Origin of the sequence: Rhodococcus wratislaviensis (assembly GCF_041228765.1) — a bacterium.
Lineage (GTDB): Bacteria > Actinomycetota > Actinomycetes > Mycobacteriales > Mycobacteriaceae > Rhodococcus_F > Rhodococcus_F wratislaviensis.
Window position 1 is genome coordinate 367607 of sequence record NZ_CP150488.1, and the last position, 25563, is coordinate 393169.

The window sequence follows — 25563 nt, forward strand, 5'->3', positions numbered from 1 at the left end:
CACCGCCGCACCCAATGTCACAGTGGTGCACTCAGACTGGACCGGTGCGACATCGGGCGAGCGGGCGGCGACGAATCAGAGAGGCATCAGGTCGTGCTTGCGCGGGTTGCGCTGCACCTTCTTGTCGCGCAGCATCGTCAGCGCCTTGCGGATCTCGAGCCGGGTGGTGGCGGGCTCGATGACGGCGTCGATGTAGCCACGCTCCGCCGCGATGTACGGCGTCGCGATGTTCTCGTTGTAGAAGTTGATCAGCTGCCTGCGGACGGCGGGAGCGTTCTCGCCCGCGGCCTCGATCTGCCTACGCCCGATGAGGTCGACAGCACCCTCCGCGCCCATCACCGCGATGCGGGCGGTCGGCCACGCGAAGTTGATGTCGGCGCCCAGCTGCTTCGAGCCCATGACGGCGTACGCGCCGCCGTACGCCTTGCGGATCACGACGGTCACCTTCGGGACGGTCGCCGTCACGAACGCGAAGATGAACCGGCCACCGCGCTTGATGACGCCGATCCGCTCCTGCTCGAGGCCCGGAAGAAACCCGGGCGTGTCGACGGCGAACACCAGCGGGATGTCGAAGGCGTCGCAGATACGGATGAAATGTGCGGCCTTGTCCGAGGCCTGGGCGTCCAGCGCGCCCGCCGCGACCAGCGGCTGGTTCGCGATCACCCCGACAGTGCGTCCGTCCACGCGGGCGAAGCCGGTGATGATGTTCAGCGCCACCTGCCCGCCGATCTCGTGGAACTCACCGTCGTCGAAGATCCGCAGCAGGATGTCGTGCATGTCGTAGCCGGCGTTGTCGGCGTCCGGGATGAACGTGTCGAGGTCGCGGTCGGAGTCCGTGATCTCGGGTTCGAGACCCGGGTTGACCACCGGCGGCTTCTCCATGCAACTCGACGGCAGGAAGCTGAGGTACTTGCGCACCCACTCGAACGCGGCCTTCTCGTCGGCCGCCACATGGTGCAGGTTGCCGTACTGGGCCTGGTTCCGGGCGCCACCGAGCTCTTCGAGGCTGACGTCCTCACCGGTGATCTTCCGGACCACGTCGGGTCCGGTGACGAACATGTACGACTCCTCGGTAGCCACCAGGACGTCGGTGTTGATCGGCGCGTACACCGCACCGCCCGCGCACTTGCCGAGGATCATCGAGATCTGCGGGCACATCCCCGACAGCGGTTCCTGCCGACGGCCGAGCTCCGCGTACCAGGCCAGCGACGTCACCGCGTCCTGCACCCGGGCACCACCGGAGTCGTTGATGCCGACGCAGGGGCAGCCGATCTTGGCGGCGAACTCCATGATCGCGGCGACCTTGCGGCCGAACATCTCGCCGACGGAACCGCCGAACACGGTCTGATCGTGCGAGAACACCGCGACCGGGCGTCCTTCGACGGTCCCGTGACCGGTGACGACGCCGTCGCTGTACAGGGCATTGGGATCACCGGGCTGGCGCATCAGGCCGCCGACCTCGATGAAACTTCCCGGGTCGAGCAGCATGTCGATGCGTTCGCGCGCGCTGGGAATACCCTTCTTCGCGCGCTTGGCGATCGCCTGTTCGCCCGCGGGTTCCTTTGCCGTTTCGAGCTTTTCGCGCAGTTCGGCAAGCTTCTCTGCGGTCGTGGTGGTCACTGATGTGCTCCGGTTCCGGCGGCCTGGATCGCCGCCAGCTTCTTGGTGAGGTCGGCACCGACCTTCGCGATGTACGGCTCGTCGACGATCTGGATGTGATCGCCGCCCACGTGGATGATCTCCAGGTTCTTCACCGCGTCGCCCCAGCCGCCGTCCGGCTTCCGGGTCTTGAACGCGGGCTCCAGGTTCATCACGTCATCGTGGTAGCGGTCGGCCATGTACAGGACGACGTCGCCGTCGTACTGCTCGAGCTCGGCGGTCTGGATGGCCCGGTTGTCGAGCCACGACGTGCGCTGGTGCTCGATGATTCCGCCCGGAATCTTCGTGCCACTCAGCTTCAGCAGTTCCGTCAGGATCTTGATCTGCTCTTCGTCGCTCTCCGCCGCGGCGAGCTTGTCGTACGGCAGCGGGTAGTCCACGTTGTACGTCTTCTTCGCGAACGCGGCGTACCGCTGCCAGCGCTTACGGATCTCGTCGGGGGTGTCCTCGACCTTCTCACCGGCCATGACCGTGTCGATCAGGCCGACGATCCGGACGTCCGCGCCCGATTCGCGCAGCAGCTTCGCCACCGCGTAGGCCAGCACACCGCCGAGCGACCAGCCGTACAGCACGTACGGTCCGTCACCCTGGATCTCACGGATCAGCGGCAGGTACTCGGCCGCCCGGACTTCGATCGGACCCTCGGTGCGCTCGAACCCGTACATCGGCGTGCCCTCGGGCAGACGCTTGAGCAGCGGCTCGTACGCGACGGTCGAACCACCGGCCGGGTGGAACACGAACACGGGGACGGCGTCGGATCCTTCCGGGCGAGGCCGCAGTGCGCGGACCAGCCCGTCGATCTTGCCCGAATCCTCGAGGAATCCGCGCACCACGTTGGCGAGTTCCTCGATGGTGGTGGAGTCGAGGACGTCGTCGAACGTGATCTCACCGTTCGCGCGTTCCGACAACCGGGCCGCCAGCTTCTCGGCCGTCTCGTCGTTCAGGATCGGCAGCGTGTTGAAGATGCCCTTGGCGGACTCGCCGGTGACGACGGCCCACGTGGCGAACGTCAGACGCTCGGCGGCGTCGCGCGGCGGAACGTCGGAACCGGTCGCGTCGGCGAACGCTTCCGTGTTGTCCACGACGGCTGCCTCGGGAGCAGCGGCCGTCTCCGGGACCGGGGTGGCCGCGAGAATCGCCTCGGCTTCGGCCTCCACGGACGTGTCCTCGGCGTCCAGCGGGGAGCCGGAAGCCTCCGAGTCACGAGCCGCCTCCGCGGCCTCCTCCGCTTCCTTCTCGGCCTTCTGCTTGTCAGCCAGCGCCTGCACCTCTTCGCGGTTCTCGACCGCGTAGCGCAGGTACTTGGCGACCTCCATGAGGTTCGCATCCTTGACGGCCTGCAGCTGCAGCTGCGGGATGTCGAACTCGTACTCGACACGGTTCTTGATGCGGACGGCCATCAGCGAATCGAGGCCCAGCTCGATCAGCGGGATCTCGGCGGGCAGGTCTTCCGGGGCGTAGCCCATGGACTCTGCGACGATCAGCGCGAGACGGTCCTCGAGGGTCTGCGAACCGTTCGGGTCCCACTTCTCGCCGATGTCCTCGACGACCTCCGGCAGCTCCTCGACCGGGGAGGTCGACTGCACCGGGACCGCGACGACGGGTTCGGGCAGGGCCTCACCGGACGTGACGGCGGCGTCGAACAGCAGCGTGAAACTCGCGCCGCTCTTCGCGTGCACCTGCAGCGACGCGCCACCCGGGTGCGGATTGAGCGTGGTGGTGAGCGTTCCCTCGGCGGGAGCGTGGGCGTGCAGGACGGACGCGGCGAGCGTCACATCCGACAGCACCTGCGACGCGGCAGCGGTGACCAGCGCCGGCAGGTCGGTGACCGCGCCGGCCTGGACCTCCCACACGTGGCGGCCGTCGGGGAGCGACACGTGCGCACCCGGGACACGGGTGTTGCCGCTGGAATCGATGCGGGTTTCCACCCAGTACGGCTTGCGGATCCACGCGGTGCGCGGAACGGACGCGAAGTCGCCCTCGGGGAGCAGCGACGACAGGTCGACGGCGTGCCCGTGCACGTACAGCTGCGCGAGCGCGGCAAGGACGCCGAGCGGCTCGTCCTCCTTGCGCTTGAGCGTCTGGATGAGCTGCATGTCGTGCAGACCGGCGTCGAACGCGGTGGCGGCGACGGACATCAGGGCCACCGGGTTGGGCGCCAACTCCACGAACGTGGTGTGCCCGCTGCCCACGGCGAGGCGGACGGCGTTGGTGAAGTACACGCTGTGCCGCAGGCCCTTGGTCCAGTACTCCTCGCGGTGGATCGGCTCGTGGCCGGCGCGGTAGTACGTGTCCTGGTCGACCGACGAGTACACGCCCAGCTTCAGCTTGGTCGGCTCGATGCCCGCCAGTTCCGCAGCCAGCTCGCCCAGCAGCGGGTCGACCTGGGAGGTGTGGCTGGCGCCCTTCGTCTTGAGGACGCGGGCCATCTTCTCCTCGCCCTCGGCGCGCGCGACGATGGCGTTGACCTCGGGCTCGGGGCCACCGATCACGGTGTGCGTCGGGGCCGCGTACACGCAGACCTCGAGGTGCGGGAAGTCGGTGAGAACGGTCTCGATCTCGGACGCGCTGTACTCGACGAGCGCCATCAGACGGATGTCGTCACCCTCGAGCGTGGCCTCGGCCTCACCCATGAGGCGGGACCGGGCGCAGATCACCCGCACCGCGTCCTCGAGCGGCAGACCACCCGAAATGTACGCGGCGGCAGCCTCACCCATCGAGTGTCCGACCACGGCCTCGGGCTCGGCGCCGTGGTGACGCAGCAGAGCCGCCAGACCGATCTGGATCGTGAAGATACCGACCTGGGAGGTCTCGACGTCGTAGTCGATCGCGTCGTCGAGGAACTTCTCCTTCATGGAGTAGCCAGCCTCGTCCTCGATCAGCGCGTCGACCTCGTCGACGGCGGCGGCGAAGACCGGATTCTCCAGGTAGAGCTGCTTGGCCATCTTGCGGTGCTGCGAACCGAAGCCCGACAGGACCCAGACGGCGCCCTTCGACGACGGCGAATCCGCGGAGAACACACCCTGCCCGGGCTTCCCGGCGGCGATGGCGCGCAGCCCGGTGACGGCCTCGGCGCGAGTCTTCGCCAGAACGGCGGCACGCGAGCGGCCGTGGTTACGGCGGGCGAGAGCGCGCGCGACATCGGCAAGTGGAGTGGTGCTGCCCTCTTCGGTCTCCAGCCAATCGGCCAGATCGGCGGCGGCCCGGCGGCGACGCGACGGGAGCGCACCCGACACCGCGAGCACGACCGTCGATTCGACGGCCTCCGACACCGTTTCCTCGACGGGAACAACGGGCTCGACGCCCTCGACGGCGTCGTCCACGGCAGGCCCGGTGTATTCACGCACGACGACGTGCGCGTTGGTGCCACCGAAACCGAATCCGGACACACCGGCGACGGCCGTGCCCGTGTAGCGCGGCCACGCCGCACCCTCGGGAATGACCTGCAGGTGCGCCTTGTCGAACGCGATGTACGGGTTGGGTCCGGCGAAGTTCAGCGTCGGCGGAAGCGTGTCTTCCCGCATCGACAGCACGACCTTGATCAGGCCTGCGGCGCCTGCGGCGGCCTCGAGGTGACCGAAGTTGGTCTTGGCCGAGCCGAGCAGCGCCGGCTTGTCGTCGGCGCGTCCACGACCGACGACGCGACCGAGCGCGTCGGCCTCGATGGGATCGCCGAGGATGGTGCCGGTGCCGTGCGCCTCGATGTAGTCGACGCCGGCCGGGTTGATGCCCGCATCCCGGTAGGCGTGGCGCAGGACGTCGGCCTGCGCATCCGGGTTCGGCGCCGCGAGACCGTTGGAGCGGCCGTCCTGGTTGACCGCGCTACCGGCGATGACGGCGAGGATCTCGTCGCCGTCACGCTCGGCGTCCTCGAGACGCTTGAGGACGACGAGGCCGCCGCCCTCGGCGCGGATCATGCCGTCTGCGTCGGAGGAGAACGCCTTGATGCGACCGTTGGGCGCCATCACACCCAGCTGGTCGAAGCCCAGCGTGGCGGGCGGCGCGACGAGCATGTTGACGCCGCCGGCGAGCGCGAGATCCGACTCACCGGACCGCAGCGAGCGCACCGCCTGGTGCACCGCGACGAGCGACGACGAGCACGCCGTGTCGAGGGCGATGGACGGTCCGCGGAAGTCGTAGAAGTAGGACACCCGGTTGGCGACGATGGACGTCGACGTACCGGTCAGCGCATACGGGTGCGCATGGACGGGGTCGCTGACCGCGAGCAACTGATAGTCGTTGGCGGAACTGCCGATGAACACACCGACCTGCTCGCCCTTGAGGTCGCTGGCCGGGATGCGGGCGTGCTCGAGGGCCTCCCACGTCAGTTCCATCGCGAGTCGCTGCTGCGGGTCGACGTTCGCGACCTCCAGCGGAGACATCGCGAAGAACTCCGCGTCGAACGTCTTCACGTCGTCGAGGTAGCCGCCCTGCGTGTTGGCCTTCTCGACGGCCGCCTTGATCTGCGGGTCGGAGGTGAACTCCTCCCAGCGGCCCTCCGGCAGGTCGGAGATGCCGTCGCGGCCCTCCGCCAGCATCTGCCACATCTCGGCAGGAGTCGTACCCGCGCCGGGGAAGCGCGAAGCCAGGCCCACGATCGCGATGTCGTGCGCGTCCGACGTCGGCACCGACGCGTAGTACGCGGCGTCCGCCGAGTCGTCGGGCTGCTCGGGTTCGCCCTCGATGATGCGGGTGGCCAGCGACGCGATGGTGGGGTGCTGGTAGGCGACCGTGGCGGTGAGCGTGACGCCGACCAGTTCCTCGATCTCGCCACTGAGAGCGACGGCGTCGCGAGACGACAGACCGAACTCTTCCATCGGGCGGTCGTCGGTGATCTGACCGACCGGTTGCCCGGTTGCGTCGGCAATCCAGTTGCGCAGCCACTCGCGCAGCTGCGCGACCGTCATGTCACCTGTGCTGCTGGTCCGGTCATCATCTTTTTCAGCCATCAACTCACCAAGCTACCCGTCAGGAAGTGGACTATTCGGAAACGCTATCGGGGAAGGCCGTCTGCGTGTATCCGCCGCGCAGGGTGCCTTCGATGTAGCTCGCCTTGCACGCGCGGCGGGCGATCTTGCCGCTCGACGTCCGAGGAATCGAGCCCGCGGGCACCAGCAGGATGTCGCGCGCGGTGACCCCGTGCCTGCTCGACAACGCCGCCCGCACCGTGTCGGCGATCGGCTGGGGGTCGGCCTTGCCCGCACCCGGTGCGCGCTCGGCCACGATGACGAGCTGCTCGGAGGAGTCGCCCGCGTCGTAGTTCAGACCCGAGTGCGTGTTCTCGAACACAACGGCGGGCAGCTGGTTGGCAGGGACCGCGAACGCGGCGACGAAGCCGGGACGGAGCGCGGTGCTCGCCTCCTGCGCCGAGTACTCGAGGTCCTGCGGGTAGTGATTGCGGCCGTCGACGATCACGAGGTCCTTGACGCGACCCGTGATGAACAGCTCGCCGTCGATGTAGACGCCGTAGTCGCCGGTCCGCATCCAATTGGCGTCCTCGGGCGTGCCCTCCGCGTGGCTGCCCTCGGCAAGCCGGTTGGTCAGCTTGTTGTGGAACGTCTCGGCGGTCTCGTCGGTGCGACCCCAGTAACCGATGCCGATGTTCTCACCGTGCAGCCAGATCTCCCCGACCCGGTCGTCGGGCTGCTCGATACGCGACTCCGGGTCGACGATGGCGGCCCACTGGCTGCGCGCGACGTAGCCGCAGGACACCTGCGGGATGGCGTTCTCGGCGTCCTGGTCCACCTTCACGACACGACCCGCGTTGAGCTCGTCGCGATCGACGTAGATGACGCGGGCCTCGTCCGAGTGCCGAGTCGAGGACACGAACAGGGTGGCCTCGGCCATCCCGTACGAGGGCTTGATCGCCGTCTTGGGCAGGCCGTACGGCGCGAACGCCTCGTTGAACTTGCGCATCGACGACGTGGTGACCGGCTCGCTGCCGTTGATGAGACCGATCACGTTGCTCAGATCGAGGCTCTCACCGTTCTTCGGCAGACCGCGGGCGGCCGCGTGCTCGAACGCGAAGTTAGGTGCGGCCGCGAACGTGCCCGCACCGTCGGAGACCGCTGCCAGTTCCTTGATCCACCGGTACGGCCGCTGCACGAACGCGCGCGGGCTCATGATGGTGATGTACTTGCCGCCCAGGGCGGGCAGGATGACGGTCAGCAGGCCCATGTCGTGGAACAGCGGCAGCCACGTGACTCCGCGCGAGTTCTCGTTGAGCTCGATGGAGTCGACCATCTGCAGCGCGTTCGTGCCGACGGCGCGGTGCGTGATCTCCACACCGGCGGGCACACGGGTGGAACCGGACGTGTACTGCAGGTACGCGATGTCGTCGAGATCGATCTCGGGGCGCACCCAGGACTCGCCGACGCTGTCGGGGATGGCGTCGACGGCGATGATGCGGGGGCGCTGGGCGGCGGGGAGGGACCGGAAGAACTGTCGAACACCCGCGGCGGAGGAGGTGGCCGTGAGGATGGCGGCAGGCGTGCAGTCACCGAGGACGGCGTGCAGACGGTCGGTGTGGCCGGGTTCGTCGGGGTCGAACAGCGGCACCGAGATCGTTCCGGCGTGGATGGCGGCGAAGAAGGAGATGACGTAGTCGAGACCCTGCGGCGCCAGGACTGCGACACGGTCGCCGGGCTTGGTGACCTGCTGGAGGCGAGCCGCGACGGCGCGCAGGCGGTGGCCGAACTGTTCCCAGGTCAGCTCCTGTGCTTCGCCGTCTCTGTCCCGCGAATAGTCGATGTAGCGGTATGCCAGTTCGTCCGAGTTCTCCCGGGTGTGCCGCTGGACGTAGTCGACCAGCGTGCTTCCCGAGTCGAGCCTGATATGGCCCTTCTCGTCGATAAAATCATCGAACTTCGCGTTCATTCCATCTCCTCCGAAGCGATCACACAGGCATGCCACCGGCATGACTGCGCCCCAGACTTCCTTCGCCGAATCGGATCTTGTACAACTCGTGGGGAATGACGTAACACGCCACTCACCCGAATAAGTTCATCGAGTCCAAACCATCGATATGTTACAGATTGGCATCGCCGCCCTCGGTACGCTGCGTCTACTCGCCCTTCAGTTGCGAGATGATCGGCGCGAACGCATCCATCTGTGTGGGGAACACACCGACGTAAGACATTGTCGTCTTTTCTCGCACCATACGTATCTGATCGGCGATCTCCTCGAAGCTTCCGATCGCGAGATACGGCGAGCTCAGGATGTCTTCGACGGACAGCTTGGTGTCGACCTCGATGTTGGGCGGGAACCCCTGATCGAGTGCAGCGAGCGCCATCTCGGCGGTCTGCTCACGGTCGTCGGTGATGACGATGGTGGTGATCGTCCAGTTCAGTTCGATGTCGTCGAATCGGTCACCGGCAGCTTCCCGGATCCGGTCGACGCGCTCCATCGTCTTCTCGAGCGTGACACCCGAGAGCAGGAGCTTGCCTTCCTTGCTGGTCGGCGTCGCCACGGAGATGATGTCGGCGTACTTCGCCGCGAGCGCCAGCATCTTGGGGCCGCCGCCGCCGACAGCGATCGGGGGACGCGGGCCCTGCCGCGGTCGCGGGCTGCCGGTCAGGCCCTTGATCTGGTAGTACTTGCCGTCGAAGTTGCACTCCTGGCCGCGCAGCAGCACGTCGAGGATCTGCAGGGTCTCCTCGAGCTTGGCGATCCGGACGCCCGGGCGCTCGTAGTCGATGCCGCCCTTGTCGAACTCTTCTTTCATCCAGCCGGCGCCGATGCCGAGTTCGAGGCGGCCACCCGACAGGACGTCGATGGTGGCGGCGTCCTTCGCGAGAATCGCCGGGTGCCGGAAGCCGTTGGCGAGGACGGCGGTGCCGAGCCGGATCTTGTCCGTGGCGATCGCGAGTGCACCGAGGGCGGCGATCGGTCCCACCTGGTTACCCAGGTGGTCGGGGATCATGAAGCTGTCGAATCCGAGTTCCTCGGCCTTCTGCGCGAGCTTGACGAACCGACGCGCGCCGCCCTCGTCCGCGTTGCCCTCTCCGCCTGCCGCGAATCGGAACTTACGCAACGAGCTGGCGTCGGAACTCATGAATAGCTTCTCCTGTGGTGAAACGCCCGCGTTTCAGGACGTGAACATCGGTGGGGTCGGGCACCGGTGATGCCGCAACAGTGCAGCACTCTACCGGTGCCGAGAAACGCACACTACCGGCCAGTACGCGTCTCGCCTATCTGTTTGGGACGTTTCACGGCTCACCGACCACGGTGAACCCATCCGCCACAAAATCAACTGTGTGCCGGGGCCGGGGCGGCCTCGATCTTCTCGGCCGCCCATCCGGCGATCCACTGCGTGGCCGTCGTGCCGGAGTCGTCGACGACGTACGAGTTGTACATCGCGTGGACGGGGTTGTTGTTGTACTCGAGCAGACGCAGACCGCTTCCGATCCAGTTGCTCGGTTTCAACGCCTGCGCCGGGGCGTCACAGATTCCGTCGGACGGGGCGCAGATCTCGACCGCCCGGTCGGTGAGATCCCCGAAACCGCCGGGGCGGGGACCGGTCATCGTGATTCCCGGGATCTGCAGACCCGCCAGCGACAGTTCGGCTCCGACACCGGCGACCGGCTGGCCGACATTCGTGGCGGCGGCCGGGTCGCGGCGACCGTCTGCGATGAGCCCGACACCCAGTACGAGATCCGCCGGAACAGGACCGTCACCTGCGCCGATACTCGACGCGACGTCGCCGGCGATGACCGCGCCCTGGGAGAAACCGGTGAGCAGGAAGCTGGTCAGCGGGCACTCGGCGTGACGACGGATCAGGATGTCGTTGGTGGCGGCCGTGCCCGCGCCGCGGCTGTTGTTGTACGACTGCTGCCCGTCCGGCGGGAAGGCGACCGGGTTGGAGAACTGCGCGACGTACGGAACCGTGTACACGTCGGCGCGCGACGGCTCGAACTGCTCCTGCAGCGGCCGCGACACGTTGAGCATCAGCGACGCCGGGTTGGCCGACGGGTTGTACGGGTCGTCCGTCGGGCTGGACTCCCACGTGCCCGGGACGACCACCACCTGGACGTCGGGACAGCTGGCCGGCTGGGCGTTGGGACGCTCGGGACCGGGCGGGGTCGGGATCGGCTTGGGCAGCCGCCCTGCGAGGAGATACCAGAGCGCGATCACTGCGACGAGAATCACCAGCAGGATCACGATCAGCACCATCAGCTTGCGCAGGAGGCTGCTCTTCTTCTTCCGCGTTCCGCGCCCGGTCAACGACATCGGCGTCTACTTGCAGTAGGTCGCGTGGGCGACATCCATGTAGGTCTGGGCATTGGCCGTCGCCTGCTCCTGGGTCAGTTCCTGACCTGCAGCCGACGCCTCGGTGCCGACCATCGCTGTGACGAACACCATCGCTTCGGCGTCGCTCTTGCCTTCGGCCTTGGCCTGGCAGATGAAGTCGGCAGTGCTCACGGCCATGGTGCCGTCGGCGGCCGGCTCGATGCCCTTGCTCTTCAGCGCGTCGAGGAACTTCTGGCCTTCGGCGCTGACCGGGACCTCGGCGGGGCCAGGGAAATCGCCCGGAACTTCCTCGGGCTGCTCCGGCGGCGCCGTCGCCGCCTCACCCGGGCTCGTCACCGGCGCGGAGGCCGAAGCCGAGGCGCTCGCGCTGGGCGCGGCGGACGCCGAGCTCTCGGCGGAACTGGACGCCGCAGCCGACGTCGTGGCGCTGGTGGACGGGTTCGACGTCGCCGTGGAATCGTCGCTGCCGCACCCGACCAACAATCCGCTTGCTGCGACGGCGAGCGCGCCTACGGCGATCGCCCGTCGGAAGGTGGCGCTGATACGTGAGTGCTGCGGCATCTATTTCCGTCCTTGCTTTCCAAGTCGTTGTCTCTCGACAGGGTACAGACGCAGATCGGGCGGAACCCTGGTCCGCCGGACCCGGCCCCGCCCGCTGCGCGTGAGATTTCTACTGCGATCCGGCCATCAGTGAATCTCCGCCTTGTTGTCGATCACTGTGACGTATCCGGTCTGGAAATTCTGCTGAACTCCGCCGGGGATGGCGAATTTGTCGCTGATCGGGAAGCCGAGCCGGCCGCCCTCGTAGCCGGCGCTCTTCCAGGCGTCGAAGATCGGTCCGTTCTCCACGGCCCAGGCACCCGACAGCGGACTCCAATAGATGTTGCCGCCCTCGAACTGGTTGAACCGGCCACCGTCCTTGACCGCGATCTCGCTGGTCTTCGGGAAACCGAGCCACCCGCCCTCGTAACCGAGTTCGGCGTACTTGCCCATGATCATTCCCTGCACGCGGTGGGTGCCGTTCGCGGGACTGAAGTACATGGCGCCGATCTCGAAGCCCTGCACCGCGCCGTCCTTGCCTGGCGTGGGAACTTCCTCGGCCACCGGGTATCCGAGCGGTCCGCCCTCCCAGCCCTGACGTGCCCACTCGTCGCGGATCGCGCCGCGGACGGCGTGCGCGCCGGTCTGCGGCGACCAGTACACGGACCCGTGCTCGAAGTGGTTGAAGCGGCCGCGACCGTCGGGTGTGGCCAGTTCGGGCGTCGTCGGGTAGCCGAGCGGCCCACCCGGACCACCGGTCGCCTGGTAGACGCCGCCGATGGCGCCGGCCACCGGCTGCGCGCCGGTGTCGGACTTGGCGAAGATCCGGCCGTTGCGGAAGTCCTGGACCGTTCCGCCCGCGAGGCTGTACTCGGGGGTGAGGCAGTCGCCGATCCACGGGTTCGCGCCGGCGACCCCGGCGATGGAACCGCCTGTGGCGCATACCGGCTTGTCGGGTTCGACGTCGACGGCGCTGGCGAGCTGCGGCCACAGCTGGTGGAGCTCGAACTGCCAGTACGGCCACGAGTGCGTGCCGGACGGCCGGTAGTTGACCTGGGCCGGGATGCCCAGCTTGTTGAGCTTGGTCGCGAAGGTCTGGGACGTGAGCCGCGACAGGATCTCGAGGCCCATGCCCGCGTAATTGGTACTGACGCCGGGGATTCCGGACGGCTGGTCGTACGGGCCCGTCGTTCCGCTACCGCTGGAGATGTACAGGCTGACGCCCTTGAGCTTGTCGGCCAGCAGGTAGGGGTCGTGCTCCTCCCACGCCGAGCTGGTCGGGGGACCCCACATCGCGTCCGCGTCGAATCCGCCCGCGTCGCTCATCGCGTACGCGACGGCCTGCGGCATGCCGAGCGCGGTGGTGGTGAGCATGCCCGACAGCGACGCGGCGAACTTGAAGAATCCCTGGTTGCGGGCCGCGAGGAACATCGCGGACGTGCCGCCCATCGAAAGCCCGATGACGCCGCGTGTCTGCGTGGTGCGCCAATCGCTTTCGAGGATCGGGGGCAGTTCCTTGGTGAGGAACGTCTCCCACTGGTAGTTCTGACCGTTGTCCTGGGCCACCCAGTCGGAGTAGAAGCTGGACTGGCCGCCGACAGGGAGGACGACGTTGATGTTCTTGTCGGCGAAGAACGATTCGGCGTCGGTCTCGAGCGTCCAGCCGTTCTCGTTGTCCTGCGCGCGGAGACCGTCGAGCATGTAGACGGACGGGAACTTCTCGGTGGGCTTCGAGTTCCAGTCGCGTGCCAGCAGCATCTGCACCTGGATCGGCACGCCCATCGACGGAGAGTTGATCCAGATCGCCACGCGACGGTCGGTGAGCCAGTCGACGTGATGGATCGTCGCGCCGCCCGGGACCTGTGTGGCCACCGGAGCCTGCGCGGCGGCGGGCGCCGCATGGGCGGCCGGCGCAGCCGAGACGGTGGCGGTCTGGGTGAACCCGACCGCCACCGGCACCACGAGCACAGCGGCAAGCGAGGCCAGCGTCCGCCTTCGAACATTTCCGGCCGACGAACGCTGACGTTCTGCCTTGAACAGGCCTACTCGCATGACGTTCACTCTCTCTCTGCGCGTCGAGGCCAACACGGAGCACGGCCTCGCGTTCCGGTTCTTTCTACACGCAAACGACAGATGAGTGGGAGTGCCGCGCTGTTACAGCTGGTGCAATTGTTACTTCCGAGCTACCCGATCGTGTTGCCGAGGTCGCCGGCCAGATCGTGGATCTGCTGCTGCCAGTAACGCCACGTGTGGATGCCGCGGGGCGGGAAGCTGTAGGTGACGTTCTTCGCGCCGAGGGTCGCCATCTTCACCTGGAACGCACGGGTGTTCGCCAGCGACAGTGCCTCGAGGCTCGCACCGGTGCTCGCGTTGAAGACGTCCATGAATCCGGTCGGTGCGGCTCCGCCGGGGGCGGGGATGCCGTTGGCGGCCGACACCCACAGGCGGGTGTTGTTGTCGCGAAGCTTGTTCGCGAACACGAACGGGTCGTTGCGCAGCCACGCCGGGTTCCACGGCGGGCCCCACATCGCGTCGACGTTGTAGCGGCCGGCATCGAGCATCGCGATGCGGATGGCCTCACGCATGCCGGGAGCCGAAATGTTCAGGTATCCGGACAGCGAGCCCGCGTAGTTGAACTGATCGGGGTGGTAGGCGGCGAGGGTCAGGGCGGCGCTGCCACCCATCGACAGGCCGATGACGCCGTTACGGGTGGACTGGAACCCGAGGCGGTTCGCCAGTGCGTCGCGAAGTTCCTGCGTGAGGAACGTCTCCCACTTGTACGGGGTCTTCTGGCCGTTGAGGTTCGAGTTCGAAATCCAGTCGGAGTAGAAGCTGGACTGCCCGCCGACTGGCTGGACGACGTTGATGTTCTGCGAGGCGAGGAACGGGCCCGCGTCGGTGTTGACCTCCCAGCCGCTCAGGTCGTCCTGCGCGCGCAGACCGTCGAGCAGGTAGACGACCCGGTTGGTGTTGCCGTCGGCGGCACGCCAGATGCGGCTCTTGATCGGTCCCATGGCGGAATCGACCCAGAAGTCCTGCGCCGCGGGATCGAAGGCTGCAGATGCCGTTGCACCGCCGCCCACCATGGTCACGCCCAGTGGCAGTGCGACCGCCAGAGCAATTGCGGCGGCGGTACGCCTGGCCCATCCGCTTGTTCTCGTCGAACCCCCAACTCGCATGAACTCGTCTTCCCTCCGCTTGATGCGTCTCGCGCCGCGGCCGCGGCAACCTCTCGATAACTCTCGTGAAAATCTCACGTACAGACGCCACCCGCGCAGCGATCGCTGCGCGGGTGGCGTCTCGACGGGATCACCTTACTGACAAAACGTTCCGTTGTGCACTCCCGGGGGAAGGGAATCCTGGGTTTTCCCTCACGCCCCCGGTCGGGGCGCTGGTACCCCGGAGCGCACGAGTGCCGCCCCGCCGGATCGGCGGGGCGGCGTTCGTCACGGGAGTGTCAGATCACCAGGCGCCCAGTGTGTCCAGGATCTGGCCGCGGGCCTTCCACAGCTCGGCACCCCAGTACGGCCACGAGTGCGTGCCGTTGGCGGGGAAGTCGAAGGTGGCCGGGACACCGAGGGTGGCCAGACGCACCTGGAAGGCGCGGGTGTTGGCCAGGGCGAGAGCCTCGAGGCCCATGCCGTTGGCGGTGTTGTAGTAGTCGATCGGAGCGCGCGGGTGGTCGAACTCGCCGGGCAGACCGCTGGCAGCCGAGATGAACATCGACAGACCGTTCAGACGCGGGGCGAACACGAACGGGTCGTTACGCAACCACGCCGGGTTCCACGGCGGGCCCCACATCGCGTCCACGTTGTAGCGGCCGGCGTCGATCATCGCGACGCGGATGGCCTCACGCATGCCGGGAGCCGAGATGTTCAGGTAGCCGGACAGCGAACCGGCGAACTTGAACTGGTCGCGGTGGTACGCGGCGAGGGTCAGGGCGGCGCTACCACCCATCGACAGGCCGAGGACGGCGTTGTTGGTGCGCGAGACACCGTAGTTGGCCAGGAAGTCGGGCAGTTCCTTCGTCAGGAACGTCTCCCACTTGTACGTGACGGGCTGACCGTTGAAGTTGCTCGCCGAATACCAGTCGGAGTAGAAGCTGGACTCGCCGCCGACGGGCATGACCAGGGTCACGTTGTCGTTGCGGTACTGGTCGAACGCGTTGGTCTCGAAGCTCCAGGCGTTGCGGTCGTTGCGGGCACGCAGTCCGTCGAGCAGGTACAGCGCGGCGCTACCGCCGCGGGCTGCCCACTGGACCTGGACCTTGATCGGTCCCATGGAAGAGGGAACCCACAGTTCCTCGTAGCCACCTGCCGGCGCGGTCTTGGCGGGACCCGCGTGCGTCGGTGCTGCTGCGGCGACGGCTCCACCAGCGATTCCTGCGCCCACAGGCAGTACCAGTGCGACGGCACCGATGGCCATCGCACGCTGCTTGAGGCGCTGAGACAACCTCGGTCTGGCAAAACGCATGAATACTGCTCACTCTCTTCGTCTGCGGACTCCGCCACTGGGCGGCTCCGGCGGATTCCGTCGGGGAACAGGCGACCTGCCGGCCCGGGCGTTGAAGCCGGGTCGGCAGCGGACCTCTTCCAAGTCACACTGCGCTTGGTGGACTGTATGTCACACGAACTTCCCTGACAAACGCTCACCGAGCGCTTTTCGGGGAACTTCCAGACCACCGTCACCGATGACTCATCATCGACGTACATCGTCGCCGACAGTTCCAGCGTTACACAAAAGAGATCTGATGTTCCGACATCGAGATCTGCCCGGGACGCCCCGGTGACACACGCCTCGCCCGGTTCGCCCTATTTGGCCGGTTCCGGGAACGGCGGCTCGAGATTGCACCGCTGAATTTCATAAGCGGGCACTCGCTCGAATCGATAACTCGCGAAATGCAGCGCATCCTTGAAATTCTGCTTGAATCGCGGCCACGTCAGTTCCGACCGGTACGACGTCAGCAGGTCCTGGGTCTCGGGGCACGTGAGCGCGACCCGCGCCTCGGTCACCCATTCCTCGTCGAGGAATCCGGGCATCCACGGGTGCTTGTCGATCATTCCCGTGTCCACCACGACCCAGTCGGGGTAGAGGTTCTTGTCGTGCCCGATACGGCCGTCGTCCAACCGCTCCGTGTGCGCCGCAAGCGGGTAGGCGAGACCCATCTGGTCCAGCACCCGCACGTCGAGGCCGACGTTCATGCTCGTCATGCCGAGGTTCAGGAAGTACACGGTGTGGCCTGCGCCGTCCTCCGGGATCGGAAGGGGCGGAGGAACGACGAACCAGTACGTGTAGTCGGCGGACGGGATGAGCAGACCGCCGTCGGGGGTGTCCGAGATGGTCTGGACCATGGCGCGCATCCGCGGGTAGTCCAGATAGTCGTCCGCGCGAATCGGGTGCGCATGACCGGTGTTGAGAACGTAGAAGGCGCGTTCGTCGACAATTCCGGAACGCCCGATAACGACACCTTCCGGCATTCCCGTCGTGTTCGACGCGAAAAATGCCCAGACGACGGTGCCGACCCACAGGAAAGCCATTGCGAGGAAAGTCGACGATTCCTTATTACGCCCCCACGCTGCCCGGTCCGGAATTCGCACCGGAATTACGGCGACGGGAACGATGAAACAGAACAGAACGGGGAGAAGAACGCGGCCGTGCATGAAGTCGCCGCCGACGCGCAACGAGTACAGACCGAGGATCAACCCGCTCGCGAGAATGAAGACGACGACGGCATTCTGCGTCCGCAGCCCTCCGCGCAGGCGGGTGAGCAGATTCCCCTCGGTGTGACGAACACCATCCTCGATGGACTTGTCCCGGCCGCGCCAGGCGATCACGGCGCCGGCGAAAAGGAAGACCAGCGGCAGCCACAGCAGGTACGGGCCGAGCAGATTCCAGAGGTAGGCGAAACCCTGCGACCACTTGGCGCCGCCCGCGTCCTTCGACACCGCGGTGTTGGGGTACGGGAGGGCGTAGTAGCCCATGCGCCAGATCTGGTAGCCCACCGGAACGATGCCGGCGACGAACACCATCGCCACGCGCACCACCCAGGTGAGACCGGGCGCGAGGAAGATCATGGCCAGCGACAGCACACCCAGGATCGCCAGCTCGGGGCGCACGAGGGGCCCCATGCCCGCGAAGAACGACAGCACGAGCACCGAGGTGGTGGACGGGGTGGTGGCCTGACTCCATCGGACCAGCAGCAGCCAGAGCAGCGCGATCCAGAAGATGACGAGGCAGCTTTCGAGACCCGACGTCGCGAAGTCGCGGGCCGGGGGCACCGCGATGTAGACGAGCACACCGGCGGGCATCAGGAAGAGGGTGCCGCCGCCGGCGAAGGACCCACCGCGGTACAGGCGCGCGGTGCCGAACATGGCGAGCACGATCGCCGCCGTGGACAGGATCAGCGCGATCGTCAGGACGACGTATTCGAGCCGGGCCTGAGAGAGCCAGCTGAACGCGTAGACGATGTACGTCCACGCGGTACTGGTGTTGGCCTCGACACGCTCGCCCGAGTTGAAGACGGGACCGTTGCCTGCGAGGAGGTTTCGGACCGTGCGCAGCACGATCAGGCCGTCGTCGGCAATCCATCGCCGTTCCCAGGCACCCCAGAACATCAGGAGAGCCGAGACGGCCACACCCCCGAGGAAGACCACCCTCGCGAGGATGGCCTTCCGGTGGCGTTCGGTGGTCCGCTCCGCGGCGGCGTCCGAGTCCTCGGCGCCTCCTACCAAGTCAGACGAGGTAGACAGCGACACCCACCACTCCGATCCAGGCAATCGCGAGGAGTTGGAGCACGCGGTCGCCCAGCGCAATCTCCTCGGGCTCCCCCGCCTCGCCGCCGTCGACGTCCACGGCGTAACGCAGGATCGCGATGGTGAACGGCACCATGGAGATGGCGTACCAGTTGGTGGCCTTCAGGTCGTCCTGCTGGAACGCCCACAGTCCGTAGCAGAGCACGACCGCGGTGGCGCTGAGCGTCCAGACGAAACGCAGGTACGTCGTGGTGTAGTTCTCGAGGGACTTGCGGATCTTCGCGCCGGTGCGCTCGGCGAGCTGCAGTTCGGCGTATCGCTTACCGGCCGCCATGAACAGCGAACCGAATGCCATGACCAGCAGGAACCACTGCGACAGTGCGATCTCGGCGGCCACACCACCGGCGATGGCGCGCAGCAGGAACCCGGACGAGACGATGCAGATGTCGAGGACGGCCTGGTGTTTGAGACCGAAGCAGTAGGCCAGCTGGATGCCGATGTAGACGGCCATCACGACCGCCAGCTGCCAGTTGGCGAGGAACGACAGGGCGATCGACCCGCCGAGCAGCACGACCGCCATCCCGAACGCCAGGTTGACGGGCAGCACACCGGCCGCGATGGGGCGGAATCGCTTGGTGGGGTGCGCGCGGTCCGCCTCGACGTCCATCGCGTCGTTGACGAGGTAGATGCCGGACGCCGCCATGCAGAACACCACGAAGGCGAGTGCGACGGGAAGCAGGACGTCGGATTCCGTCGCCGTGCCCGCGGCGACGGGAGCTGCGAGGACCAGGACGTTCTTGACCCACTGACGCGGGCGAACGGCCTTGACGATGCCCGCCGCCAGGGATGTCGGGGGTCCGGTGACGACGGCCGGTTCCTCGCTCATTTCTCTCCAAACTTCTGCTCGGCCTTCAGCACCGCGACCGCAGAGGCGGCCCCCAGGGCAGATCCGGCGAGCACATCGGTCGGGTAGTGCACTCCCAGGACGAGCCGGGAGAGCAGCATCGGCGGTACCAACAACGCAGGCAAGGGTAGCCCGGTGAGGCGGCCGAGCAGCACGGCAGCCGCTGTCGTGGACGTCGCGTGCGACGAGGGGAAGCTCAATTTGCTGGGCGTCGACACGTTGACCTGGATCGACGGGTCGTTCGGCCGGGGGCGGCGGACGATGCGTTTGATCACGATCGACGCCGCGTGGGCGCCGACGGCGCCGACCGCGACTCCCGCCCACTGCCGGCGACGCGGCTTGTCGAGTGCCGCGCCGATGCCGGCGACGGCCACCCACCCGAGGGCGTGCTCACCGAAGTGGGACATCCCCCGTGCGGTCGAGACGACGCCGGGACGGCTCGCGATCGTCGACTGGACGGCCTGCAGGATCTGGACCTCACTTGATGCCGAAGACACGTTCCCACCTCTCCTTGCTGGTCAGGGCAGGAACGGCGTCCTGGTACTCGCGCTTGAGTTCGGGGAACCGCTGGGCCAGTTCGCGGCGCAGCCGGATCGCTTCCTTCAGCAGCGCGAGCGCCAGCTTGGGGTTGCGCTTGCGGTAGACGACTCCGCGCCCGTCCGCGGTGGTGACGGTGACGCCGTCCACCTGGGACAGCAGGAACCACCGCGCGTCGATGGTGGGCACGTTGAGCTGGGGACGCTCGTGGTGCTGCTCGTGCGCGGGCTTGACGTTGTGGATCAGGCCCTTGCCGAGGCGCACGATCTTCGCGAGCGGGTTCGTGGGCAGGCCGACCGCGCCGACTTCCTCACCGGAGGGCAGCGGCAGGCTCGTCGACGACGGCAGGACGACCGCGTCCGGGTACTCCTTACGCATCGCGTGGACGTTGCCGAGCGCGGTGGGGAGCAGTTCGAAGATGTGCTCGGGGCCCTGCAGGAAGTCGGCGATGGCCTGGTTCTGGATCGCGACGGTCGAGTATTCGAGGCACAGCAGGTGCTTGATCGTGGCCTTGACGGTGTTGATCACGAGGCCGCGGCCGTTGCCCGGCATGTGCAGGGACGCGACGACGAGCCGGTTCCGCAGGTGGAAGTACGCCTGCCAGTCGATGGCGTCGTCCTTGTCACTCCACGCCATGTGCCAGATCGCGGCACCGGGCATGGTGACGGTCGGGTAGCCGGCGTCCCGGGCACGCAGGCCGTATTCGGCGTCGTCCCATTTGATGAACAGCGGCAGCGGCTGACCGAGTTCCTCGGCGGCCTGCCGCGGGATCATGCACATCCACCAGCCGTTGTAGTCGACGTCGATCCGGCGGTGCAGCAGACGCGAGTTCTCGCGGTCGCTCAGCGGGTAGCGGGAGAAGTCGTGGTCGTACTCGACGTTCGGTGCGGCCGTCCACATGAAGATGGACCGGTCGACGACCTCGCCCATCGAGTGCAGGTGACTGCGCTCCTGGAGGTTCAGCATCTGCCCGCCGACGAGCATCGGAGTCTTCGCGAACCGCGACATCGCCAGCGCGCGCAGGATCGAGTCGGGCTCGATCTCGATGTCGTCGTCCATGAACAGGATGTGCTGGCAGTCGGTGGTCTTCAGCGCCTCGTACATGATCCGGCTGTAGCCGCCGGACCCACCGAGGTTCGCCTGGTCGTGGATGGCCAGTCGGTCGCCGAGCGCTTCGGCGGCCTCGGTGAAGCCGGGCTCGTCCTTGACCTTGCGGGTGCCCTGATCCGGGATGATGACGGCCTTGACGACGTCCATGACGAGTTCGTCGGACGCCAGCGCGGTCAGCGCCTTGACGCAGTCGGTCGGCCGGTTGAACGTGGGGATGCCGACGGCGACGGTGGCCTCACCGGGGGCGTCGACCGGCGCGTACCAGCCGGCGCTCTCCAGCACGACCTCGGTGTCGGTGGTGATGTCGAACCAGATCCAGCCGCCGTCCTCGAACGGGGCGAGTTCGATCTCGAACTCCAGCGCGGCGTCACCGTCCTGGAACTCGCGGCCCTCGACGTGGATGCGCGACGAGTCGGCCTTCGAGCGGTACACGTCGATGCGGCAGTGCCCCGACAGCTCGAGACGGAGCACCACGGAGTTCAGGGTGCTCCACCGGCGCCAGTAGCTGGCCGGGAACGCGTTGAAGTAGGTGCAGAACGACGCCTCCGCCTCGGCGCCGACCGACAGCGAGGTGCGCGACAGCGAATGCGCGCGGCGGCTGTTGGTCTTCGCCTCCTCCAGGTAGAGGGTGCGGACGTCGAGCGGCTCGCCTGCGCGCGGCAGGATCACCCGCTGCAGCAGCGACTTGCCGAGTAACGGTGCGTCCTCGGTGACCTTCTCGGATTCGAGCAGATGTCGGGCGCTCATTCGGCATCCCCCACGAGGGCAGCACCGGATTCGAAGTGCGGACGCAGGGAGTTGTCGAACATCGACAGCGCGCTGGCGATCGCCATGTGCATGTCCAAGTATTGGTAGGTGCCGAGACGGCCGCCGAACAGGACCTTGTTCGACGCCATCTCCTCCTTCGCGCGGTCGCGGTAGGCGGCGAGCATCGCGCGGTCGTCGGGGGTGTTGATCGGGTAGTACGGCTCGTCCTTGCTCTCCGCGAACCGCGAGAACTCCCGCATGATGACCGTCTTGTCCTTCGGGTAGTCCCGCTCCGGGTGGAAGTGGCGGAACTCGTGGATCCGGGTGAAGGGCACGTCGGAGTCGTTGTAGTTCATGACCGGGGTTCCCTGGAAGTCACCGGTCTCCAGCACCTCGGTCTCGAAGTCGAGGGTGCGCCAGCCCAGCTCGCCCTCGGAGTAGTCGAAGTAGCGGTCGAGGGGGCCGGTGTAGACGACGGGGGCGTCGGGGCTCTCGGCGCGCAGGTCGTCGCGGACGTCGAACCAGTCGGTTTCGAGCCGGACCTCGATCTTCGGGTCCTTCGCCATGTTCTCGAGCCACGCGGTGTAGCCGTCGACTGGCAGGCCCTCGTACGTGTCGTTGAAGTAGCGGTTGTCGAACGTGTATCGCACCGGCAGGCGGGTGATGTTTCCCGCGGGCAGGTTCTTGGGGTCGGTCTGCCACTGCTTGGCGGTGTAGTCGCGCACGAACGCCTCGTACAGCGGCCGCCCGATCAGGGAGATCGCCTTCTCCTCCAGGTTGGACGCGGACGCCGAGTCGATCTCGCTGGACTGCTCGGCGATCAGCTTCCGCGCCTCGTCCGGGGTGAAGTAGCGCCCGAAGAACTGCGACACCAGGCCCAGCCCCATCGGGAACTGGTACGCCTGCCCCTTGTGCAGCGCGAACACGCGGTGCTGGTAGTTCGTGAATTCGGTGAACTGGGTGACGTAGCCCCACACCCTCTTGTTCGAGGTGTGGAACAGGTGCGCACCGTACTTGTGGATCTCGATGCCGGTCTCGGGCTCGGCCTCCGAATAGGCGTTTCCGCCCAGGTGATGACGACGGTCGAGCACCAGCACACGCTTACCCAGCTGTGTTGCTGCACGCTCGGCGACGGTCAGTCCGAAAAATCCGGAGCCGACGACGATGAGGTCGTACCGGCCAGGGGCGGTTGTCTCTGGGGTTGCAGCGGTCACGATGAACCAGGGTAAGCGACTCCGCCGCCCGTGCGCGGCCAAGGGGGGCAAGCACCCCCTCGGCACGCACGAGGAGTTCTCGCTGTATTCACCGGTTCTGCAGACCTCGTTGTTCCCGCCGACGCGGCGATCGCGCTTGATGAGCGGGTGCGCATCGTCCAGCTGGCGAACTTCTACGGACCGCGGTCGGGTGGGCTCCGCACCGCCCTCCACAACTGGGGTCAGGGGTACGTCGAACGCGGACACGAGGTGATCCTCGTCGTCCCAGGTCAGCGCGACTGCGAAGAGCTGCTGCCGAGCGGGGTCCTGCGGATCACCCGGTCGGCTCCCACCATCCCCGCGACCGGTGGTTATCGCGTCGTCAATCCGCGGCCGGTGGCCGACGTGGTCAGCGGTCTGCAACCCGACGTCCTGGAGGTGTCCGACCGGCTCACCCTGCGCGGTTTCGGGGGCTGGGCGCGCGCCCGCGGGGTGCGCAGTGTGGTCGTGTCACACGAACGCCTCGACCGGCTGCTCGGCCAAGTCGCTCCGCGCCGCGTGGCCCGTGGCTGGGCCGATGTCGCGAACCGCCGGATGGCCCGCAACTACGACGCCGTCGTCTGCACGACGGACTTCGCGAGCGAGGAGTTCACCCGCATCGGGGCCCCCAACCTGCACCGGGTCCCTCTCGGGGTGGACCTCACGATGTTCCACCCCGGCAAACACGACCAGGTGATGCGCGACTCCTTCGCCGACCCGGCGCAGCGTTTCCTCCTGCACTGTGGCCGGCTGTCGGTGGAGAAGCAGGTGGAACGCAGCATCGACGCCGTCCGGCTGTTGCGGCGGCAGGGTCACGACGCCCGGCTGGTCATCGCCGGGGACGGCCCGCGGCGCGAGGCGCTGCAGTACCGGGCCCGCGGGCTACCCGTGCACTTCACCGGGTTCATCAGCGACAAGGGGCGCCTGGCGTCGCTGTTCGCGTCGGCGGACGTGTCGCTGGCCCCCGGACCGCACGAGACGTTCTGCCTGTCGGCGCTCGAGTCGCTGGCGGCGGGCACCCCGGTGGTCGCGTCACAGTCGTCGGCGCTCGCCGAGATCATCACACCCGGCTGCGGCGCCCTGGCCCGGGACCGGGGTCCCGCGTTCGCCGAAGCGGTGAGCGGCATCCTCGCGATCCCCTCACGCACGCGCCGGGCGTCGGCCCGGCGGCGGGCCGAGGACTTCGGCTGGGGCGAGTCCGTCGACGGGATGCTCGCCGTGCTCGAGGGAACCGGTCCGCTCTGCTCCGCCTAGCTGCCGCCCGTCGGTAACCACTCGCGCAGCACGCTGGCGTCGATCACCTGCGCGCCGAGCTTCTTCGTCCAGATGATCGTTCCGTTGGTGTACATCCGGAACTTCCCCGCCTCCGACGGCAGCATCATCTCGGGACCGATCGGCGCACCGAGTGTGCTGTTGACGCCGCCGAGTTCCTTGTACTTCTCGGCGATCGGCGAACCCTCGGTGGTGCCGACGGTGTCCTCGTCCTCACCCGCGGACGCGAGCGTGGAGTCGGGTTCGGGGGCAGCCGGCGGCGCGGGGACGCCGAGTCCGTCACCGACCGTGAACCAGTCGGACTTGAGCTTCAGCTTCGACCGCGCCTCGGCGCCCGTCGCCTCGGCGGTGCCCGACGATCCGACCACCTTCACACCGGTGACGCGTCCGCCGTCGACGCCGAAGTTGTTGCGGGTGATCACCTCGAACGATTCGAGGTCTCCGACGTTGAACGCGGACGCGATGTCGCCCGCGGTGAGCGTCACCGTCCAGTCGTGGTTCGGGGACACGGTGTCGCCCTGGTCCTCGACGGCCGGGAACTCGCCGCCCGCGGTGTATCCGCCTGTGGACGAGGAGAATTCGGCGGCGACGGGCTTGTTGTCCTTGGTCAGGATCATGCCCTTGGTGGAACGGACGGCGTCGGTGGTCCGCGGGTCTTCCTTCGCGGAACCCCCGTACACCTGGCAGCTCTGGGTGTCGCAGGTCTTCGCGTACTCTTCCCGGTTCTCGGCGGCGGCGTAGGAGCGGGCCGCGACGGCCTGCGCCCGAAGCGCCTCGGCCCCACCGGTGTCGGCCCAGGCGGCTTTCGCCTCGGCGGGCACGACGCCCAGGAGGTAGTCGTCCATGTCGAGGACGTTGACGGTGCGCACGGCCGCGCCGTCGAGCGCGACCCCGAGCGCGCCGCGGTAGGGGGTGTCACCGGCGCACAGCTTGAGGTGCTCGTTCGCGGGACGGTCCGGGGCCAGGTCGACCGGGTCCACCCACGGGTGGTCGGTGGCGTCCTGCCACAGGACCTCACCGGCACATCCGCGGGTGACCACGACGTTGGCGCCGCCGTCGGCGGTCGGCGTCAGGTGGACGGCCTCCCCCGGTCCGACGGGCTTGCCGGCGACGACGGCGCCGGCGTCGGAGTAGACGTCGAGCGGCTGATCGTCGCGCGCCTGCAGCCGGACGCTGATCTGTGCATCGGCGAGGGTGCCGAGTGTGGTGCCGCCGTAATAGTGACCGAGGATGCGCTCGGCCGCCCATCCCTGATCCTTCGCGTATCCGTAGGCGCCCCACTGGCCCATCCCGCGGCCGTGGCCGTTGCCGTGCCCGGAAAGCGTGAACGGCGTGTCGGAGGCGACGGTTTGCCGGATGTCCTGGCCGGAGGAGCGCAGATGCACGACGACGCCGGTGACGGCACCGATGACGAGGACGGGTGCGATGCCGAGTGCCGACGCGCGCAGAAGTTTGGCCGTGAACCCGCGCGGGGCGGGAGGGCCCGCCATGTACCGCCTCCTGCGGGTCCAGGCAGGCCTACCTGCACGAACCCCGAATTCGGTCTTCGCCATCACTGCAC

General features: G+C 67.5%; 16 protein-coding genes. 1 reads left to right on the top strand and 15 read right to left on the bottom strand.

The window, feature by feature from the left end; translation table 11 throughout:
* Positions 1-75: 75 nt before the first annotated feature.
* The 14 genes from WKC72_RS01705 to glf form a co-directional block, all read right to left on the bottom strand.
* Positions 76-1620 carry an acyl-CoA carboxylase subunit beta gene (locus WKC72_RS01705; protein ID WP_005248832.1) on the bottom strand — a complete coding sequence of 515 codons (1545 nt, stop codon included), beginning with the start codon at positions 1618-1620 and terminating at the stop codon, positions 76-78.
* Entirely contained in the window at positions 1617-6566 is a 4950-nt protein-coding gene (gene pks13 / locus WKC72_RS01710; RefSeq protein ID WP_370184239.1) for a polyketide synthase Pks13, read from the bottom strand. The genes WKC72_RS01705 and pks13 overlap by 4 nt, the downstream gene beginning before the upstream one ends.
* Positions 6567-6639: 73 nt before the next feature.
* On the bottom strand, positions 6640-8535 hold the full coding sequence (gene fadD32 / locus WKC72_RS01715; protein ID WP_029539691.1) for a long-chain-fatty-acid--AMP ligase FadD32: 1896 nt from the start codon (positions 8533-8535) through the stop codon (positions 6640-6642).
* Between the two features lie 187 nt (positions 8536-8722).
* A complete protein-coding gene (locus tag WKC72_RS01720; RefSeq protein ID WP_009477140.1) occupies positions 8723-9712 on the bottom strand; it encodes an LLM class F420-dependent oxidoreductase in 990 nt (329 codons plus the stop codon).
* Positions 9713-9906: 194 nt separating this feature from the next.
* Positions 9907-10887 (bottom strand): cutinase family protein, encoded by a 981-nt coding sequence (locus WKC72_RS01725; RefSeq protein ID WP_370181558.1) that lies wholly within the window; start codon positions 10885-10887, stop codon positions 9907-9909.
* Positions 10888-10893: 6 nt separating this feature from the next.
* Entirely contained in the window at positions 10894-11469 is a 576-nt protein-coding gene (locus tag WKC72_RS01730) for a DUF732 domain-containing protein (protein ID WP_370181559.1), read from the bottom strand.
* A 126-nt stretch (positions 11470-11595) separates the two neighbouring features.
* A complete protein-coding gene (locus WKC72_RS01735; RefSeq protein ID WP_370181560.1) occupies positions 11596-13500 on the bottom strand; it encodes an alpha/beta hydrolase-fold protein in 1905 nt (634 codons plus the stop codon).
* Between the two features lie 131 nt (positions 13501-13631).
* Positions 13632-14627, bottom strand: a complete 996-nt coding sequence (locus WKC72_RS01740; RefSeq protein WP_081792230.1) for an alpha/beta hydrolase family protein — start codon at positions 14625-14627, stop codon at positions 13632-13634.
* 283 nt (positions 14628-14910) lie between these two features.
* The gene (locus WKC72_RS01745; protein WP_009477136.1) at positions 14911-15921 is read right to left on the bottom strand and encodes an alpha/beta hydrolase family protein; all 1011 of its coding nucleotides are present in this window, start codon (positions 15919-15921) and stop codon (positions 14911-14913) included.
* Positions 15922-16259: 338 nt separating this feature from the next.
* Positions 16260-18179 carry a flagellar motor control protein ZomB gene (zomB, locus tag WKC72_RS01750; protein ID WP_037228210.1) on the bottom strand — a complete coding sequence of 640 codons (1920 nt, stop codon included), beginning with the start codon at positions 18177-18179 and terminating at the stop codon, positions 16260-16262.
* 1 nt (position 18180) lies between these two features.
* A complete protein-coding gene (locus WKC72_RS01755) occupies positions 18181-19086 on the bottom strand; it encodes a decaprenyl-phosphate phosphoribosyltransferase (protein WP_005248842.1) in 906 nt (301 codons plus the stop codon).
* Positions 19083-19601: a phosphatase PAP2 family protein gene (locus WKC72_RS01760; protein ID WP_009477133.1), complete on the bottom strand. Its 519-nt coding sequence runs from the start codon at positions 19599-19601 to the stop codon at positions 19083-19085. The genes WKC72_RS01755 and WKC72_RS01760 overlap by 4 nt, the downstream gene beginning before the upstream one ends.
* Positions 19582-21498, bottom strand: a complete 1917-nt coding sequence (locus WKC72_RS01765; RefSeq protein WP_011596559.1) for a glycosyltransferase — start codon at positions 21496-21498, stop codon at positions 19582-19584. Before WKC72_RS01765 ends, WKC72_RS01760 begins: the two co-directional genes overlap by 20 nt.
* Positions 21495-22712, bottom strand: a complete 1218-nt coding sequence (gene glf / locus WKC72_RS01770; protein WP_370181561.1) for a UDP-galactopyranose mutase — start codon at positions 22710-22712, stop codon at positions 21495-21497. Before glf ends, WKC72_RS01765 begins: the two co-directional genes overlap by 4 nt.
* A gap of 147 nt (positions 22713-22859) precedes the next feature.
* On the opposite strand from glf, the gene WKC72_RS01775 reads away from it, so the two are divergent.
* Positions 22860-23984 (top strand): glycosyltransferase, encoded by a 1125-nt coding sequence (locus WKC72_RS01775; RefSeq protein WP_370181562.1) that lies wholly within the window; start codon positions 22860-22862, stop codon positions 23982-23984.
* Here the strand turns inward: WKC72_RS01775 and WKC72_RS01780 are convergent.
* Positions 23981-25555 carry a SpoIID/LytB domain-containing protein gene (locus tag WKC72_RS01780; protein WP_370181563.1) on the bottom strand — a complete coding sequence of 525 codons (1575 nt, stop codon included), beginning with the start codon at positions 25553-25555 and terminating at the stop codon, positions 23981-23983. The two genes, WKC72_RS01775 and WKC72_RS01780, sit on opposite strands and share 4 nt — an antisense overlap.
* Positions 25556-25563: the final 8 nt, after the last annotated feature.